The organism is Streptomyces sp. Wb2n-11, from assembly GCF_001049855.1.
Lineage (GTDB): Bacteria > Actinomycetota > Actinomycetes > Streptomycetales > Streptomycetaceae > Streptomyces > Streptomyces altiplanensis.
In genome coordinates, this window is record NZ_CVPB01000001.1 from 1,430,663 (window position 1) to 1,448,847 (window position 18,185).

Below are 18,185 nucleotides of genomic sequence, written 5' to 3' on the forward strand. Positions count from 1 at the left end.
GGTGGCGGGCCGCCGCTCAGGCGAGGCCCGCCACCAGGTCTGCGACCGACTTGCGCCGACCAGTGTAGAAAGGCACCTCTTCGCGCACGTACATGCGGGCCTCGGAAGCGCGCAGGTGACGCATCAGGTCGACGATGCGGTAGAGCTCGTCGGCCTCGAAGGCCAGCAGCCACTCGTAGTCGCCGAGCGAGAACGACGCGACCGTGTTGGCGCGCACGTCCGGGTAGCCGCGCGCCATCTTGCCGTGGTCGGCGAGCATGCGGCGACGGTCCTCGTCGGGCAGCAGGTACCAGTCGTACGAGCGCACGAAGGGGTAGACGCTGACGTAGTCGCGCGGCGTCTCGTCGGCCAGGAAGGCCGGGATGTGCGACTTGTTGAACTCGGCGGGGCGGTGCAGCGCCATGTTCGACCAGACCGGCTCCAGCGTGCGGCCCAGCCTGGTGCGGCGGAAGAGGTTGTACGCCTCCTGGAGCTGGTCCGCGGTCTCCGCGTGCCACCAGATCATGACGTCCGCGTCGGCGCGCAGCCCCGACACGTCGTACGTGCCGCGCACGGTGACGTCCTTGGCCGCGAGCTGGTCGAACAGCTCCTGGACCTCGTCGGCGAAGCCGGCGCGGTCCTCGGGCAGCACGTCGCGCAGCTTGAAGACGGACCACAGGGTGTAGCGGATGACGTCGTTGAGGTCCTTGGCCTTCTTGCCGGCGTTCGGCCCTCGGGGGGATGTCACAGTCTCCGGAGCATCAGTCATGTCCCTATTCTCCCGTGCCGTGATCCGTGCCCCGCGCCGGGTCCGGGGTGAGCATGATCTCGTCGGCCGCGCGCGTGCCGCTCGCGATGCACGCGGGGATGCCCACACCGTCGTACGCCGCCCCGCAGACCCGCAGTCCCGGCAGCTTCGCGACCTCGCCCCGCACCCGCGCCACCCGGTCGGGGTGGCCGACGGGGTACTGCGGCAGGCCGCCGATCCACCGGGTCACCTCGGTGGCCACGGGCCGGGCCGCGAGGCCGGTCGCCGCGCCGAGGTCCGCCAGGGACACGTCGACGAGTTCACCGTCCTCGCGGTGCAGGTGCTCCTCCTCGCCGTACCGGCCGATGGAGGTGCGCAGGAGGAACAGGTCGGGGGCGGAGGCGTCCGTCCAGCCCCACTTGCGGGTCGAGAAGGTGGCGGCCTTGATGGTCCGCCCGTCCACGGGCGGCACCAGGAAGCCGGACCCTTCGGGCATCGCCTCCACGTCCCGGCGCCGGAACGCCATGGTCACCAGGGCCATCGACGCGTACTCGACGGCGGACAGCTCGGCGGCCGCGGCCGGCGACTCGGCGGCGAGCAGCGCGGCGGCGGACCGGGCGGGGGCCGCGAGGACGACGGCGTCGGCCGCGATCACCCGCTCGTCGGTACGCACCTGCCAGCCGCCGGCGTCACGCGTCAGCCCGAGCACGGGCGTGCGCAGGAGGATCTCGCCGCCCCGGGCGCGCACGGCGTCGGCGACGGCGCCGGGCAGCGTGCCGATGCCTCCCGCGATCCCCATGAAGACGGGCCCGCCCTGCTGCTTCCCGCCCGCCCGCCGCTGGATCTCCCGTACGCCGTCGAGGAGCGAGTCGTACGCCCGCGCCGCCTCGAAGAGCTGCGGCACGGCGGCGCGCATCGACGTCCGGTACACATCACCGGCGTACACGCCGCCGAGCAGCGGCTCCACCAGCCGGTCGACGACCTCCCGGCCGAGACGGGCCGCGACGTACGCGCCGATCGCGATGTCGTCGCCGACGTCGGTGCGCGGCAGTTCGCGGTCGCGGCGCATCCGGGCGAGGGCGTCCTCGGAGAGGACGCCGCCGAGCACCGCCGGGTCGCTCGGCACGCCCATCACGTGGCCCTTGGGCATGGGGGTGAGCGTGCCCCGGTTCCACAGCGACGCGGTGGCGGTGGCGGGCGGCTGGAGCCGGTCGCCGAGTCCCACCGCACGGGCCAGGGCGACCGCCTCGGGGCGCCGGGCGAGCATCGACTCGGCGCCCAGGTCGACGGGCGCGCCCGCGATCTCGCCCGCCAGGAGCTTGCCGCCGAGCCGGTCCGTCGCCTCCAGCAGGGTCACGCGCGCACCGGCGCCGGCCAGCCGGTGCGCGGCGGCGAGCCCGGAGATGCCGCCGCCGATGACGACGACACGGCCCGTACGAGGTTCCACGTTCATGGGGTCCACTCTCTCAAACCCGGAACGAGTCCTGACCGTGACCGCTTCGGGACCGGAAAACGGCAACCCCCTCCCCCGTCCCGCACGTCGAACCGGCAACATCCACCACGACGTTCGGGGGGAACCGACATGCGTGCAGCACGTACGTCCGGGCACCGTTCTTCCAAGGTCCTTGCGACCGCTCTGCTCACCGCTTCGCTGGCACTCGGCGGATGCGGCGCCGGCAACGACGAGGCCGGCGGCAAAAGCGCGGCCGACGCTCCGGCCGGGGGGCGGGCGGAGCGGGCTCCCGGCGACGGCGCCGCGGCCGACTCGGGGGCGAAGGCGCCCGCCGGCGAGACCGCGGCGAAGAAGCCACCGCTCGCCAAGACCCATGTCATCCGTACCGCGACGCTCTCGGTCGAGGTCGCCGACGCCACGAAGGCGCTCGCCACGGCTCGTACGGCGGCCGAGAACGCCGGGGGCATCGTCGGCAGCGAGACCACCGAGCGGATCGACGACGGCCACGTCTACTCCCGCATCGTCCTGCGCGTCCCGCAGGAGGAGTACGACGCCGTGCTGAAGGAACTCTCCGGCACCGGCAAGCTGCTGAACCGCAAGGCCGAGGCCAAGGACGTCACCGAGCAGGTGGTGGACGTCGACAGCCGCATCACGTCGCAGCGCACCAGCGTCGCGCGCGTACGGGACATGATGGACCGGGCCACCGCGCTCAGCGATGTGGTCATGCTGGAGGGCGAGCTGAACACCCGCCAGACCGAGCTGGAGGCCCTCCTCGCCCGGCAGGCGTCGCTCAAGGACCGTACGAGCATGGCGACCATCACCCTCGAACTCTCCGAGCCCGAGGCGGAGGAAGCCGTGGAGGAGGACGACGGCCCCGGCTTCACGGACGCGCTCGGGGGCGGCTGGGACGCCTTCGTCATCACCCTGAAGTGGGTCGCGATGGCGCTCGGCGCGGTGGCCCCGTTCGCCGCGGCGCTCGCCCTGCTGTACGTCCTGTGGCGGCTGCTGCGGGGCAGTCTGCCGCAGCGGCGGACGGCCGCACCCGTGCCCGTGCCCGTAGCCGTGCCCGCGCCCGCCGGGGAGCCGCAGGAAAAGAAGCGGGAGGAGCCGCGGGAACAGCCCCGCACGTAGCGTGTCCTTCGGACGTACGGACTGGGAGGACACGTCATGGCAGCGGCGGAGCGACTGGTGGTCATCGGCGGCGACGCGGCGGGCATGTCCGCCGCGTCGCAGGCCCGCAGGCTCAAGGGCCCGGACGAGCTGGAGATCGTCGCCTTCGAGCGCGGTCACTTCACGTCGTACTCGGCCTGCGGCATCCCGTACTGGGTCGGCGGAGCCGTCACGGAGCGGGACGAGCTGATCGCCCGTACCCCCGAGGAGCACCGCGCGCGCGACATCGACCTGCGGATCCGCACCGAGGTCACCGAGATCGACGTGGCGGGCGGCCGGGTCCGCTCGCGCGACCTGGAATCGGGCGGCGAGTCCTGGACCGGCTTCGACAAACTGGTCGTCGCGACCGGCGCCCGGCCCGTCCGCCCGCCGCTGCCCGGCATCGACGCCCCGGGCGTGCACGGTGTGCAGACCCTCGACGACGGCCAGGCCCTGATCGACTCCCTGGAGCGGACCGGGGGGCGGCGCGCGGTGGTCGTCGGGGCGGGCTACATCGGCGTCGAGATGGCGGAGGCGCTGGTCGGCCGCGAGTACGAGGTGACCGTCCTGAACCGGAGCGAGCAGCCGATGTCCACCCTCGACCCGGACATGGGGCGCCTCGTGCACGAGGCGATGAACGGCATGGGCATCACGACCGTCTCCGGCGCCGAGGTCACCAAGATCCTCACCGGCGACGACGGCCGCGTCAGGGCGGTCGTCGCGGACGGGGACACCTACCCCGCGGACGTCGTCGTCCTCGGCCTCGGCGTCGAACCGGAGACCACGCTGGCACGCGGGGCGGGGCTGCCGGTCGGGGCGTCCGGCGGCCTGGTCACCGACCTCTCCCTGCGCGTGAGGGGCCACGACAACATCTGGGCGGGCGGCGACTGCGTCGAGGTGCTCGACCTCGTCTCGGGCCGCCGCCGCCACATCGCGCTCGGTACGCACGCGAACAAGCACGGCCAGGTGATCGGCGCGAACGTGGGCGGCGACTACGCGACGTTCCCCGGTGTGGTCGGTACGGCGGTCAGCAAGGTCTGCGACCTGGAGATCGCGCGCACCGGCCTGCGCGAGAAGGACGCGCGCGCGGAGGGGCTTCGGTTCGTGACGGCGACGATCGAGTCCACGAGCCGCGCCGGGTACTACCCCGGCGCGTCGCCGATGACGGTGAAGATGACCGCGGAGCGCCGGACGGGGCGGCTGCTCGGCGTCCAGATCGTCGGCCGCGAGGGGGCGGGCAAACGCGTCGACATCGCGGCGGTCGCGCTCACCGCCGGCATGACGGTGGACCAGATGACGGCCCTGGACCTGGGCTACGCCCCGCCGTTCTCCCCGGTGTGGGACCCGGTGCTGGTGGCGGCCCGCAAGGCGGTCGCGGCGGTGCGGGCCGGAGCTGCCCGGGGGGCACCGTCCGGCGCTTGAGGACACGCCCGGAAAGCGTCCGGGGGCGGAGGCCCGGCCCCCGCCCCCCTTCCCCCGGCAGGGGAACAGCCCCGCCGCGGGCGTCCGCCCCTAGCGCGCCGTGCGCGTGTGGACGTACTCCGTCAGGCGGGTCAGCGCGTCGGGGTCCGTCGCCGGCAGGACGCCGTGACCGAGGTTGAAGATGTGGCCCTCCAGGCCCGCCGCCGCGGCCAGCACCTCGTCCGTCTTCGCCATGACCGCGTCCGGCGTCGAGAAGAGGACCGCGGGGTCGAGGTTGCCCTGGAGCGCCTTGCCGGGGCCGACGCGGCGCGCGGCCTCGTCCATCGGGACCCGCCAGTCGACGCCGACGACATCCGCGCCGGCCTCGCCCATCAGCCCGAGCAGCTCGCCCGTGCCCACACCGAAGTGGATGCGCGGCACCCCGTACGACGCCACCGCGTCGAAGACCTTCGCGGACGCGGGCATCACGGAGCGCGTGTAGTCGGCGGGGGCGAGCGCCCCGACCCAGGAGTCGAAGAGCTGGACGGCGGACGCGCCCGCCTCGATCTGCACCTTGAGGAAGGCCCCGGTGATCTCCGCGAGCCGGTCGAGGAGGTCGGCCCACAGCTGCGGGTCGCCGTACATCAGGGCCTTGGTGTGCTCGTGGTTGCGCGAGGGGCCGCCCTCCACGAGGTAGCTCGCGAGGGTGAAGGGCGCGCCCGCGAACCCGATGAGCGGGGTGGAGCCGAGCTCACGCGTGAGCATCCCGATCGCCTCGGTGACGTACGTGACGTCCTCGGGCGTCAGGTCGCGCAGCCGGGCGAGATCGGCGCGGGTGCGGACCGGCTCGGCGATGACGGGGCCGACGCCGGGCTTGATGTCGAGGTCGATGCCGATGGCCTTGAGCGGCACCACGATGTCGCTGAAGAAAATGGCCGCGTCGACGTTGTGGCGGCGTACGGGCTGCAGCGTGATCTCGGTGACCAGCTCGGGCCGCATGCACGACTCCAGCATCGGAATGCCCTCGCGTACCTTCAGGTACTCCGGCAGCGAGCGTCCCGCCTGCCGCATGAACCAGACCGGCGTGTGCGGCACCGGCTCGCGCCTGCACGCCTTCAGGAAGGTCGAGTCGTACGTCTGGCTCTGCGGGCCGTCCATGGGGCGGCGGTCGTTGGCACTCACGTCCAAATCTTCGCACGCGGGCCGAAGCGGTTGTCGCGGGGCGGGTGTCCTTCCCTGCGCGAGGCCCGCGTTCCGCCTACTCTTCCCCGCATGGCTCCGGCTCAGGGACGACTTTCGGATGAAGCTGACGGCAGGGGCGGCGCGGGGGACGACTCCGTTCCGCTCGCGTTCCGTCAGGCGGTCGACGCCCTGCGCTCGGCGCGCCTGCGTCCCGGGTTGGAGGTGGAACCGACCCGCCCGCCCCAGCGGCTCGCGCCGTACGCGTACGCGCTGGAGGCGGCGGTCGTCCACGACGACGAGGACCTGGCGGACGGCCGGCTCGTACTCCTGCACGACCCTGCGGGCCACGACGCCTGGCACGGGACGTTCCGGCTGGTGACGCTCGTACGGGCGGAACTGGAGCCGGAGATGGCGTCCGATCCGCTGCTTCCCGAGGTGAGCTGGTCCTGGCTGACGGGCGCTCTGGAGGCACGCGGGCTGTCGTACGCGGAGGCGAGCGGCACCGTGACGCGGGCCGGCTCGTACTACTTCGGCGGGCTGGCCGAGCGCAGGCCCGCGACGCAGATCGAGATCAGGGCGTCGTGGACGCCGCGCGAGGGGCGCGGCGGGGTGCCGGACACGGCGGCGCACCTGGCGGCCTGGTGCGACCTGCTGGCGCAGATCGCGGGGCTGCCTCCGGCGGCCGTCCAGGGGCCGGGTTCCGTGGACGCCGGTGTGGTGTCGCTGCCGCAGCGGCGGGGCCCACAGGTGTCCTAGCAGGCGATGCGAGGGCGCGCCGGCACGGCGCGCCCTTTTGCGTGCGCCGTACGGGCGATTCTCCACCCGACCGATCACGCATCCGAATTGCCCGAATTGTTACTCACCAAATCGTGATCTTTCCCTAAAGGAGAGCGGCACCGCTGCCGAAGAGGTCAATGACCCTTCAGCACGGTTCCCCCGGCTACTTCCCCGAGCCGGCGAGTTCCGCCACTCCCCCAGGAGGCCTGGTGTCCGTTCTCCTCGAGCAGCCCGCAAGCCTGGTCGCCTACCGCCCTAACAAGCCGACGGCCATGGTCGTCGTGGCCGACCCGCGCGTCCGCTCCACCGTCACCCGCCATCTGTGGGCCCTTGGAGTACGTGACGTCATCGAGGCGTCGTCCATCGCGGAGGCACGTCCCCGCGTCGGCAGCCCGCGCGACATCTGCGTTGCCGACGTCCACCTGCCCGACGGTTCCGGGCTGACCCTGCTGTCCGAAACCCGCGCCGCGGGCTGGCCCAACGGGCTCGCCCTCTCCGCCGCCGACGACATCGGCGCCGTACGCAACGCCCTCGCGGGCGGCGTCAAGGGCTATGTCGTCACCGGTACGCGCAACAACATCGGGCACCCCACCCGCCACGGCGCCGCCCCCATCGGCGCCGTGGCCGCACGCATGCAGCGCCGCCCCCCGGGTGCCCCGAGCCACCCGGGCGGCTACCGGGAGCTCTCCGGCCGCGAGGTCGAGGTGCTCAGACTGGTCGCGGAAGGCCAGTCGAACAAGGCGATCGGTGTCTCGATGGGGCTCTCCGCCCTGACGGTCAAGAGCCACCTCGCCCGTATCGCACGCAAGCTCGGCACGGGCGACCGTGCCGGGATGGTCGCGGTGGCGCTGCGCACCGGCATCATCCACTGACCGGCCCACACCCCCCACGCGCCCGCCGACGGAACGTTCCGCCGGCGGGCGCCCCTCATTGCGGCGCCCGGGAAGGGCGCATCCGGGGGACCTCGTGCCGGTACTGGTTTTCGCAGGTCACCCGCACTTTCGAGGACGAGTGCAGGTCAGGCGTTCGCTCGTACAGATACCCTTTACGCGTGACCGACGCCCAAGAGACCGCAGCAGAGCCAGACCTGCGAAACCCCGGGGGCGCCCCCCCGGTCGACGTCGAGACGGCGCCGATTCCCTTGCTGGAGCCTCGCGAGGGCATTCCGCCGGTGGTTGCCACCCAAGAGGCACTCGACGAAGTCGTCGCGGCTTTCGCCCGCGGCACCGGCCCCGTGGCCGTCGACGCCGAGCGGGCGTCCGGATACCGGTACGGGCAGCGGGCCTACCTCGTACAGCTGCGCCGCGAAGGCGCGGGCAGCGCGCTCATCGACCCGGTCGGCTGTCCCGACCTCTCCGCCCTGGGGGAAGCCCTCGCCGACAGCGAGTGGATCCTCCACGCCGCCACGCAGGACCTTCCGTGCCTGCGCGAAATAGGCATGGTGCCCACCCGGCTCTTCGACACGGAGCTGGCGGGCAGGCTCGCGGGGTTCCCGCGCGTGGGTCTGGGCGCGATGGTCGAGTCCGTCCTCGGGTACGCCCTGGAGAAGGGCCACTCCGCGGTCGACTGGTCCACCCGCCCGCTGCCCGAGCCCTGGCTGCGCTACGCCGCGCTCGACGTGGAGCTGCTCGTCGACCTGCGGGACGCGCTGGAGGAGGAACTCGACCGGCAGGGGAAGCTGGAGTGGGCCCGTCAGGAGTTCGACGCCATCGCGTCGGCCCCGCCCGCACCGCCCCGCAAGGACCCGTGGCGCCGTACGTCGGGGATGCACAAGGTGCGCCGCCGGCGGCAGATGGCGATCGTGCGGGAGCTGTGGAACGCCCGGGACCGGATCGCCCAGCGGCGTGACGTGTCGCCCGGCAAGGTGCTCAGCGACACCGCGATCGTCGAGGCGGCCCTCGCCGTGCCGGCGAACGTACAGGCGCTGTCCGCGCTGCCCGGCTTCGGTCACCGCATGGGACGCCGGCAGCTGGAGCAGTGGCAGGGGGTCGTCGACCGCGCCAAGGCACTGCCCGAATCGGAGCTCCCGCAGCCGGGAGCGGCGGTGACGGGCCCGCCCCCGCCGCGTTCCTGGGCGGACAAGGACCCCACGGCGGCGGCCCGGCTGTCGGCCGCGCGGGCGGCGGTCTCGGCGCTCGCCGAGGAGCTGAGGATGCCTCAGGAGAACGTGATCACCCCGGACACGGTGCGACGGGTCTGCTGGGAGCCGCCGAAGGACGCGACGCCGGACGCGGTGGCGGCTTCGCTGGCGTCGTACGGCGCCCGTCAGTGGCAGATCGAGCTGGTGGCTCCGCTGCTGACCAAGGCGCTGGCAGCGACGGCGGCCGCCTGACCGCGGCCGGCCGGACCGTTCCGAGCGCAAGCCCCCGGCCGTCCGCGGCCGGGGGCTTCTCCGTGTGACCTTCACCGCTCCCGCCGTGGGGGGTGGGCAGCTTGGTTACCCGCAAGTAGCATGGCGGTATGCGTCACGCCCACGCGGCGTGCCGTGTGTGCAGCAGTGCCACCCCGCACCCTGGAGGAGAGCCAATCGTGCCTCGTACCGTCAGGGATGTCGTCTTCGTCGACGGCGTCCGCACCCCGTTCGGCAAGGCGGGCCCGAAGGGCATCTACCACGAGACCCGCGCCGACGACCTCGTCGTCAAGTGCATCCGGGAGCTGCTGCGCCGCAACCCGGATCTCGACCCCGCCCGCATCGACGAGGTCGCGCTCGCCGCGACCACGCAGATCGGCGACCAGGGTCTGACGCTGGGCCGCACCGCCGGCATCCTCGCGGGCCTGCCCGAGACCGTTCCCGGCTACTCGGTCGACCGCATGTGCGCCGGCGCGATGACCGCCGTGACCGCGATCGCGGGCGGCGTGGCCTTCGGTGCGTACGACATCGCCGTCGCCGGCGGCGTCGAGCACATGGGCCGCCACCCCATGGGCGAGGGCGTCGACCCGAACCCGCGCTTCGTCAGCGAGAAGCTCGTCGACGAGTCCGCCCTGTTCATGGGCATGACCGCGGAGAACCTGCACGACCGGTTCCCGCACCTCACCAAGCAGCGCGCGGACGAGTACGCGGTCCGCTCGCAGGAGAAGGCCGCCAAGGCGTACGCCGACGGCAAGATCCAGGCCGACCTGGTGCCGGTCTCGGTACGCCGCACCAACCCGGAGGCCGGTGAGACGGGCTGGGGCCTGGCCACCGCCGACGAGCCGATGCGCCCGGGCACGACGCTGGAGAACCTGGCCGGCCTGAAGACGCCGTTCCGCGCGCACGGCCGGGTCACCCCGGGCAACGCGGCCGGTCTCAACGACGGCGCGACCGCCTCGCTGATCGCCGCCGAGGACGTGGCGCGCGAGCTGGGCCTGCCGGTCAAGATGCGCCTCGTGTCGTACGCCTTCGCGGGTGTCGAGCCCGAGGTCATGGGCATCGGCCCGGTCCCGTCGACGGAGAAGGCGCTGGCCAAGGCCGGTCTGTCGATCTCCGACATCGGGCTGTTCGAGGTCAACGAGGCCTTCGCCGTGCAGGTGCTGGCCTTCCTCGACCACTACGGCATCGCGGACGACGATCCGCGCGTCAACCAGTACGGCGGCGCGATCGCGTTCGGCCACCCGCTGGCCTCCTCGGGCGTACGCCTGATGACGCAGCTGGCGCGGCAGTTCGAGGAGCAGCCGCACGTCCAGTACGGCCTCACCACCATGTGCGTCGGTTTCGGCATGGGCGGAACGGTCATCTGGGAGAACCCGCACTTCGACAAGGCCGCCGGAGGCAACAAGTGAGCACCACCACCACTGAGCTTCTGAAGGGCGCGGCCGAGCTGTTCCCGGGCGAGGTCGTCACGCAGGCGCACGTCCGCCACATCGACCTCCCGTCCGGCGCCGGGCGCTTCGCGCTCATCACGCTGGACAACGGCCTGGACCACACCAAGCCGACCACCTTCGGGCCGCAGTCCCTGGCGAACCTGAACACCGCCATCGACCAGGTCGAGAAGGAGGCCGCCGAGGGCTCCGTCGTCGGTGTCGGCCTCACCGGCAAGCCGTTCATCTTCGCCGTCGGCGCCGACCTCAAGGGCGTCGAGCTGCTGAAGCGCCGCGAGGACGCGCTGGCGATCGGCAAGGGCGGTCACGAGGTCTTCCGCCGCCTGTCCGGACTCGCCGTCCCGACCTTCGCGTACTACAACGGCGCGGCGATGGGCGGCGGCGTCGAGGTCGGCCTGCACTGCTCGTACCGCACGGTCTCCTCCGCGCTCCCCGCCTTCTCCCTGCCCGAGGTCTTCCTCGGCCTGGTTCCGGGCTGGGGCGGCTGCGCGCTGCTGCCGAACCTGATCGGCGCCGACCGCGCGGTTTCGGTCATCATCGAGAACTCGCTCAACCAGAACAAGCAGCTCAAGGGCAAGCAGGTCTTCGAGCTCGGGATCGCCGACGCGATCTTCGAGGGCGCCGACTTCCTGGAGCAGTCGCTGATCTGGACGGCGTCCGTGCTGCGCGGCGAGCTCCAGGTCGTACGCCCGGACATCGACCGCGGCGAGGCCTGGGACCAGGCCGTCGCGCGCGGCAAGGCGGTCGCGGACTCCAAGGTGCACGGGGCCGCCCCCGCGGCGTACCGCGCGCTGGAGATCATCGCGGCGGCGAAGAACGGCGACCTGAGCGCCGGCTTCGACGCCGAGGACGCCGCGCTGGCCGACCTGATCATGGGCGACGAGCTGCGCAGCGGCATCTACGCCTTCAACCTGGTCCAGAAGCGCGCGAAGCGCCCGGCCGGCGCGCCGGACAAGTCGCTGGCCCGCCCGGTCACCAAGGTCGGCGTCGTGGGCGCCGGCCTGATGGCCTCTCAGCTGGCGCTGCTCTTCCTGCGCCGCCTGGAGGTGCCGGTCGTCCTGACCGACATCGACCAGGAGCGCGTCGACAAGGGTGTGGGCTACGTCCACGCCGAGATCGACAAGCTGCTCGGCAAGGGCCGCATCAACCAGGACAAGGCCAACCGTCTCAAGGGCCTGGTCTCGGGTGTGCTGGACAAGGCCGAGGGCTTCTCCGACGCCGACTTCATCATCGAGGCCGTGTTCGAGGAGATGGGCGTCAAGCAGAAGGTGTTCGCGGAGGTCGAGGCGGTCGCTCCGGCGCACGCGATCCTCGCCACCAACACCTCCTCGCTGTCGGTCTCCGAGATGGCGTCGAAGCTCAAGCACCCCGAGCGGGTCGTCGGCTTCCACTTCTTCAACCCGGTCGCGATCCTCCCGCTCCTGGAGATCGTGCGCGGCGAGCAGACCGACGACGCCTCGCTGGCCACGGCCTTCGGTGTCGCGCGCAAGCTGAAGAAGACCGCGGTGCTCTGCAAGGACGCCCCGGCGTTCGTGGTGAACCGCATCCTCACCCGCTTCATGGGCGAGATCCAGAACACCATCGACGAGGGCACCCCGGTCGAGGTCGCCGAGAAGGCCGTCGAGCCCCTCGGTCTGCCGATGTCCCCGCTGGTGCTGCTGGAGCTGGTCGGCCCGGCCATCGGTCTGCACGTCTCGGAGACCCTGAACCGCGCCTTCCCGGAGCGCTTCACGGTGTCGCCGAACCTGGCGGCCGTGGTCAAGGCCGGCAAGCGCGGCTTCTACGTCTACGATTCGGGCAAGCCCGAGCTGGACCCCGAGGTCGCCGCCCTCCTCAAGCAGGGCGACACCGCCCTGACGGAGGAGCAGGTCCGCACCCGCGTCATGGAGGCCGTGGCGCAGGAGATCGGCCTCATGCTCCAGGAGGGTGTCGTCGCCGAGGCGCAGGACATCGACCTCTGCCTGATCACGGGCGCCGGCTGGCCCTTCCACCTGGGCGGCATCACGCCGTACCTGGACCGCGAGGGCTACGCGGAGCGCGTGAACGGCAAGAAGTTCCTGCCCCAGGGCGTGGCGAGCGTCCCGGCGTAACCGCGTCCGCTGTACGCGCCTGTGCCCGGCCCGCCAAGAGGCGGGCCGGGCACAGGCGTTGAGGAACGGGCGGGGTCAGACGCGGGCCCAGGCCGCCAGGGCCAGGCCCTCCTCCGGCTTCTGGCGGGCCACGTGCAGCGCGCCGTCCCGGCCGATCACCGCGAGGACGACGCGGCCCGCGCCGTCGACCGCCAGCGCCGGCGCGCCCACGCATTCCCCGCCCGTCGCGGTCCACCACACCCCGTCGCCCTCGGCCTGCGTCAGGCATGCCGCGAGCACGGGCCGGCCGTCGCTGCCGCGGTGGGCCAGGACCGTGCAGTCGTGGCCGCCGATCTCGGCGCGCAGGGCGGCGGGCGGGCTGTCCGCGGGGCTGCAGGACAGGTCGACGGGGTCCTCGCCGGGGCGGTGGGCGGTGATGCCCTTGGAGTCGGGGGCGTTCCAGTAGTACGTGACGCGGTCGTCGGCGGTCTCCAGACCCGTGGCCGTACGGACCACCGGGGACAGCGGGACGTTCTCGGCCTGGGTCAGTCCGCCCCCGGGCTTCTCCTGCGTCCAGCGCAGCGCCCCGGCCTCCGCCGGGACGAGGACCTCCACCGTGCCGGACGCCGTGGCCACCGCCACCGGACCGTCATGGGCCTTGCTGCCGCGCAGGTCCTTCCAGCCCTCCCACTTCCCGTTCGCGGCCTGACGGCGCATCTGGAGGCCACGCCCGGCGTTGCGTACGAAGACGTGGACCGAGCCCGCCGTGTTGACCGCGGCGGCCGGGGCTCCGATCCTGAGGCCGCGCTCGGCCGCCTTGTACGGGTTGCCGAGGGAGTGCCAGGCGGTCATCGGACGGCCGGTCTGGTACTGGATCGCGTGCACGATGTCCACCGCCCCGGCCTTCTCGCGCCGGCCGACGAAGTGCACGTAGCCGTCGGGGCCTTGGGCGAGGGCGATGTCCTCGGTGCCGGGCGCCGGGAAGAAGCGCGGTCCCGTCCACTCCGGGCCGCCCGGAGCCGTCTCCGTCCAGCGCAGCAGCCCGCCGTCGGTGGGGGCGTAGGCGGTGAGCCGGCCGTCCCTGCCGCGCAGAAGCCACCCGCTCGTCCCCGGCCCGGTCGCGAGCGGGGGAGGACCGGAAGAGGAGGAGGAAATCGGCTCGGCCTTACGCGCGCTCCGCGGCCTCATGGCGTCACGCCAACCTTCTGTGCATCGGCTTTTCGGTTCTCCGTGGTATCGAACAAGCATAGCGTTTTGCCTGGTGGCGCTGGTTCGTACAGCATGCTCGTGCTAAGAGAACGGTATGAGAACCCTGGTCCTCGTGGACGCTGCCAATGTTGTCGGTTCCGTCCCCGACGGCTGGTGGCGCGACCGCCACGGGGCCGCCGAGCGCCTGCGCGACCGCCTCCGGGCCTACGCCGACGAGGGCCTCCCGGGCCACCCGGGCCCGCTCTCCGTCGTCCTCGTGGTCGAGGGCACCGCCCGCGGTGTCACCTCCGTGCCCGGCGTACGGGTCGAGGCGGCGCCCGGCAACGGCGACGACCGGATCGTCGAGGTGGTCGCGGAGGAGACGGGCAGGGGGCGGCCGTCCTCGTCGTCACCGCCGACCGGGAGCTCAGGCGGCGCGTGGAGGCGTACGGCGCCCAGTGCGCGGGGCCGCGCACCGTGCGGCCCCGGCCGGGCGGCGCGGAGGGGGCGTAGGGAGCGGTGGCGGGATTCCTTGCGCGGGGAGGCGGTTCGCGCCGGCGCGGAGGCGTGCGGAGGCAGGCCGCGGCCGCGTGAGCATGCGCGCCGAGTCGTCCGGCCCCGCAGCCCCCACCGGAGCGGGGCGTACGGAGCCGGGGTGTTCCTGCCGCGGAACCGTGTCCGCCGGACGAAGCGGCCCCGTGCCTAGTACATGGCGTCGTCGCCGAGGCGGCCGAGGCGGCTGTGGCCGCGGCCGTACGCGAAGTACAGCACGTAGCCCAGCGCCATCCAGATGCCGAACCGAAGCCAGGTCTCGGCCGGCAGATTGAGCATCAGCCAGAGCGAGGCGGCCACCGAGAGGATCGGGACGAGCGGCACCAGCGGTGTACGGAAGGCGCGGTGCAGGTCCGGCCGGGTCCGGCGCAGGACGATCACGCCGAGGGCGACGACGATGAACGCGAAGAGCGTGCCGATGTTCACCAGTGTCGCGAGCTCTTCGAGACTGGTGAACCCCGCGATGACCGCGATGAGCACACCGAGCAGGATGGTCGGGCGGTACGGGGTGCGGAACTTCGGGTGCGTGACGGAGAAGAAGCGCGGGAGCAGCCCGTCGCGGCTCATCGCGAAGAACACCCGGGTCTGGCCGAGGAGCAGGATCATGCAGACCGTGGTGAGGCCGACCGCGGCGCCGAAGCTGATGACACCGGCGTAGAAGGGGTGCCCGGTGGCCTTGAACGCGTCGGCGAGCGGGGCGCTCACCGACAGTTCGCTGTAGTGCTGCATGCCGGTGACCACGAGCGACACGGCGACGTACAGCACGGTGCAGATGAGGAGCGAGCCGAGGATGCCGCGCGGCATGTCCCGCTGCGGGAGCTTGGTCTCCTCGGCGGCGGTGGCCACGACGTCGAAGCCGATGAAGGCGAAGAAGACGACGGAGGCGGCGGTGAAGATGCCCATGACGCCGAAGTTGGTGGGCGCGTAACCGAAGATCAGCTGGACCAGGGGGGCGTCCATGCCCGATCCGGCGGGCTGCTGCACGGGGTCGGGGATGAAGGGCGAGTAGTTGTCGGCCTTGACGAAGAACGAGCCCGCGACGATCACGATCAGCACCACGGTCACCTTGATGGCGACCACCAGCGCGGTGACCCGCGCGGAGAGCTTCACGCCGACCACCAGGATGGCCGTGAGCAGCAGTACCAGGACGAACGCCAGCAGGTCGAAGCCGAACCCGTCCGCCGCCTCGGGCCCGGAGAGCACTTCGGGCATGTTCCACCCGACGTTGTCCATCAGCGAGCGGACGTAGCCCGACCAGCCGACCGCCACCACCGCCGTGCCCAGGGCGAATTCGAGGACCAGGTCCCAGCCGATGGTCCAGGCGACCAGTTCACCGAGTGAGGCGTACGAGAAGGTGTACGCGGAACCGGCCACCGGGACGGTGGAGGCGAACTCGGCGTAACAGAGGGCGGCGAGAGCGCAGACGATGCCCGCGGCGACGAAGGCGAGGGCGGTCGCGGGGCCCGCCGTCTCCTTGGCCACCTTGCCCGTGAGGACGAAGATGCCGGTGCCGATGATGACCCCGACGCCGAAGACCGTCAGGTCCAGTGCGGAGAGGGACTTCTTGAGCTCGTGCTCCGGTTCCTCCGTGTCGCGGATCGACTGTTCGACCGTCTTGGTGCGGAACATGCCCCCTTTGACCGGCCCTGGGTCGTGCTGCGTACTCACCGGCGTACCTCCGACTGTCGGCTGTCGCCCAACCTTGAAGTGAGCGAGTTTCAGTCATGATCGTGAGTGAACCGGTCACTCCCCACGAGGACCGCCGCCCTGTTTCACCCGATGGGAGGCACGGGCCGGTATGCGTACCGGCCCTGCGAGTCGACCCTTTTGGCCGACCGGAACGCGGAGGACCCGCCCGGGGCTTCTGCCCGGGGCGGGTCTCCTGTCCGTACGGGATGCGTACGGACGCGTCAGTCGCGCGCGGCCTCGGCCGGCTCGTCCTCCAGACGGCCGTCCAGCCTGGCCACCAGACCCGTCACCTGACGGGCGATGTCCGGGGCCGTCAGACCGATCTCGGCCATGACCTCCTTGCGGGAGGCGTGGTCGAGGAAGCGCGGCGGGATGCCGAAGTCGCGCAGCGGTACTTCGACGTCCGCGTCCCGCAGCGCCTGGGCGATCGCGGAGCCGACACCGCCGGCGCGGCTGTTGTCCTCGACGGTGACGACGACGCGGTGCTGCTCGGCGAGCGGCGCGAGCGCCTCGTCGACCGGCTTGACCCAGCGCGGGTCGACGACGGTCGTGGTGATGCCCTGCCGGTCGAGGAGGTCGGCGATCTCCAGGCACATCGGCGCGAGCGCGCCGACGGAGACCAGGAGGACGTCCGCGGTGCCTTCGGCGGGCCTGCGCAGGATGTCCATGGAGCCTGCCTTGCCCACGGCCTTGACCGCGGGGCCGACCGCGCCCTTGGAGAAGCGGACGACGGTGGGAGCGTCGTCGACCAGGACGGCCTCGCGCAACTGGGCGCGGACCTGGTCGGCGTCGCGCGGGGCGGCGATCCGCAGGTTCGGGACGCACTGGAGGATCGACATGTCCCACATGCCGTTGTGCGAGGCGCCGTCGGTGCCGGTGACGCCCGCGCGGTCCAGGACGAAGGTGACGCCGCAGTCGTGCAGGGCGACATCCATCAGGACCTGGTCGAAGGCCCGGTTGAGGAAGGTCGCGTACACGGCGAAGACGGGGTGCAGACCGCCGGTGGCCAGGCCCGCCGCGGAGACCGCGCCGTGCTGCTCGGCGATCCCGACGTCGTACACCCGGTCCGGGAACGCCTTCGCGAACTTGTCGAGGCCGACCGGCTGGAGCATCGCGGCGGTGATCGCGACGATGTCCTCGCGCTCCTTGCCGAGCTTGACCATCTCCTCGCCGAACACCGACGTCCAGTCGACGCCCGAGGAGGCGATCGGCAGGCCCGTGTCGGGGTGGATCTTGCCGACGGCGTGGAAGCGGTCCGCCTCGTCGGCGAGGGCCGGCTGGTAGCCGCGGCCCTTCTCGGTGAGGCAGTGCACGATGACGGGGCCGCCGAAGCGCTTGGCGCGCTGGAGCGCGGACTCCAGGGCCTCGATGTCGTGGCCGTCGATCGGACCGACGTACTTCAGGCCGAGGTCCTCGAACATGCCCTGCGGGGCGATGAAGTCCTTGAGGCCCTTCTTCGCGCCGTGCAGGGTCTCGTAGAGCGGGCGGCCGACGACCGGCGTGCGCTCCAGGATGTCCTTGCCGCGGGCGAGGAAACGCTCGTAGCCGTCGGTGGTGCGCAGGGTCGCGAGGTGGTTCGCGAGGCCGCCGATGGTCGGGGCGTACGAACGTTCGTTGTCGTTGACGACGATCACGAGCGGGCGGTCCTTGGCGACGGCGATGTTGTTCAGCGCCTCCCAGGCCATGCCGCCGGTGAGCGCGCCGTCACCGATGACGGCGACGACGTGGTCGTCCTTCTTCAGGACCTCGTTGGCCTTGGCGAGGCCGTCGGCCCAGCCCAGGACGGTCGAGGCGTGCGAGTTCTCGATCACGTCGTGCTCGGACTCGGCGCGCGAGGGGTAGCCGGACAGGCCGCCCTTCATCTTCAGCTTCGAGAAGTCCTGGCGGCCGGTGAGCAGCTTGTGGACGTAACTCTGGTGTCCGGTGTCGAAGAGGATCTTGTCCTTCGGCGACTCGAAGACACGGTGGAGAGCGATGGTCAGCTCGACCACACCGAGGTTGGGCCCCAGGTGTCCGCCGGTCTTCGAGACCTCGTCGACGAGGAATGTCCGGATCTCGGCGGCCAGCCGGTCCAGCTGCTCCGGGGTGAGCCGGTCCAGATCGCGCGGTCCCGTGATGCGGGTCAGCAGCGCCACCCGTGCCTCCTTGCAGTTGAACTGTCTGCTTGCCGGTCTGTCGAGTCTAATGTTCCGCCCGCGAC

Annotated in this window: 13 protein-coding genes and 1 pseudogene; 8 read left to right on the top strand and 6 right to left on the bottom strand. The window is 72.1% G+C overall.

What is annotated here, in order from left to right; genetic code table 11:
* Nucleotides 1-16 precede the first annotated feature (16 nt).
* The gene (hemQ, locus tag BN1555_RS06350) at nt 17-748 is read right to left on the bottom strand and encodes a hydrogen peroxide-dependent heme synthase (protein ID WP_093798466.1); all 732 of its coding nucleotides are present in this window, start codon (nt 746-748) and stop codon (nt 17-19) included.
* Nucleotides 749-752: 4 nt separating this feature from the next.
* On the bottom strand, nt 753-2,282 hold the full coding sequence (gene hemG, locus BN1555_RS06355) for a protoporphyrinogen oxidase (RefSeq protein ID WP_369688950.1): 1,530 nt from the start codon (nt 2,280-2,282) through the stop codon (nt 753-755).
* Nucleotides 2,283-2,309: 27 nt separating this feature from the next.
* On the opposite strand from hemG, the gene BN1555_RS06360 reads away from it, so the two are divergent.
* Nucleotides 2,310-3,311: a DUF4349 domain-containing protein gene (locus BN1555_RS06360; protein WP_093798468.1), complete on the top strand. Its 1,002-nt coding sequence runs from the start codon at nt 2,310-2,312 to the stop codon at nt 3,309-3,311.
* 36 nt (nt 3,312-3,347) lie between these two features.
* The gene (locus BN1555_RS06365; RefSeq protein WP_093798469.1) at nt 3,348-4,751 is read left to right on the top strand and encodes an FAD-dependent oxidoreductase; all 1,404 of its coding nucleotides are present in this window, start codon (nt 3,348-3,350) and stop codon (nt 4,749-4,751) included.
* A gap of 90 nt (nt 4,752-4,841) precedes the next feature.
* Here the strand turns inward: BN1555_RS06365 and hemE are convergent, their stop codons facing one another.
* Nucleotides 4,842-5,888 (bottom strand): uroporphyrinogen decarboxylase, encoded by a 1,047-nt coding sequence (hemE, locus tag BN1555_RS06370; protein ID WP_093798470.1) that lies wholly within the window; start codon nt 5,886-5,888, stop codon nt 4,842-4,844.
* 114 nt (nt 5,889-6,002) lie between these two features.
* Here hemE and BN1555_RS06375 point away from each other — a divergent pair, with 114 nt between their 5' ends.
* The 5 genes from BN1555_RS06375 (at nt 6,003) to BN1555_RS06395 (ending at nt 12,577) form a co-directional block, all read left to right on the top strand.
* Nucleotides 6,003-6,668 carry a DUF3000 domain-containing protein gene (locus BN1555_RS06375; RefSeq protein ID WP_093798471.1) on the top strand — a complete coding sequence of 222 codons (666 nt, stop codon included), beginning with the start codon at nt 6,003-6,005 and terminating at the stop codon, nt 6,666-6,668.
* A gap of 230 nt (nt 6,669-6,898) precedes the next feature.
* On the top strand, nt 6,899-7,561 hold the full coding sequence (locus tag BN1555_RS06380; RefSeq protein ID WP_093798472.1) for a helix-turn-helix transcriptional regulator: 663 nt from the start codon (nt 6,899-6,901) through the stop codon (nt 7,559-7,561).
* Between the two features lie 179 nt (nt 7,562-7,740).
* Complete coding sequence (locus BN1555_RS06385; RefSeq protein WP_093798473.1) at nt 7,741-9,021, top strand: ribonuclease D; 1,281 nt, start codon at nt 7,741-7,743, stop codon at nt 9,019-9,021.
* A gap of 197 nt (nt 9,022-9,218) precedes the next feature.
* A complete protein-coding gene (locus BN1555_RS06390; RefSeq protein WP_093798474.1) occupies nt 9,219-10,448 on the top strand; it encodes a thiolase family protein in 1,230 nt (409 codons plus the stop codon).
* A complete protein-coding gene (locus BN1555_RS06395; protein WP_093798475.1) occupies nt 10,445-12,577 on the top strand; it encodes a 3-hydroxyacyl-CoA dehydrogenase NAD-binding domain-containing protein in 2,133 nt (710 codons plus the stop codon). The genes BN1555_RS06390 and BN1555_RS06395 overlap by 4 nt, the downstream gene beginning before the upstream one ends.
* 75 nt (nt 12,578-12,652) lie before the next feature.
* On the opposite strand, the gene BN1555_RS06400 is transcribed toward BN1555_RS06395, so the two are convergent.
* Nucleotides 12,653-13,744: a DUF8189 domain-containing protein gene (locus tag BN1555_RS06400; RefSeq protein WP_093798476.1), complete on the bottom strand. Its 1,092-nt coding sequence runs from the start codon at nt 13,742-13,744 to the stop codon at nt 12,653-12,655.
* A gap of 115 nt (nt 13,745-13,859) precedes the next feature.
* Between BN1555_RS06400 and BN1555_RS06405 the strand changes: the two are divergent.
* Nucleotides 13,860-14,257, top strand: a pseudogene (locus BN1555_RS06405) (NTP pyrophosphohydrolase).
* Between the two features lie 189 nt (nt 14,258-14,446).
* On the opposite strand, the gene BN1555_RS06410 reads toward BN1555_RS06405, so the two are convergent.
* Complete coding sequence (locus BN1555_RS06410) at nt 14,447-15,925, bottom strand: amino acid permease (RefSeq protein WP_176709972.1); 1,479 nt, start codon at nt 15,923-15,925, stop codon at nt 14,447-14,449.
* A 281-nt stretch (nt 15,926-16,206) separates the two neighbouring features.
* On the bottom strand, nt 16,207-18,120 hold the full coding sequence (dxs, locus tag BN1555_RS06415; RefSeq protein WP_093798478.1) for a 1-deoxy-D-xylulose-5-phosphate synthase: 1,914 nt from the start codon (nt 18,118-18,120) through the stop codon (nt 16,207-16,209).
* Nucleotides 18,121-18,185: the final 65 nt, after the last annotated feature.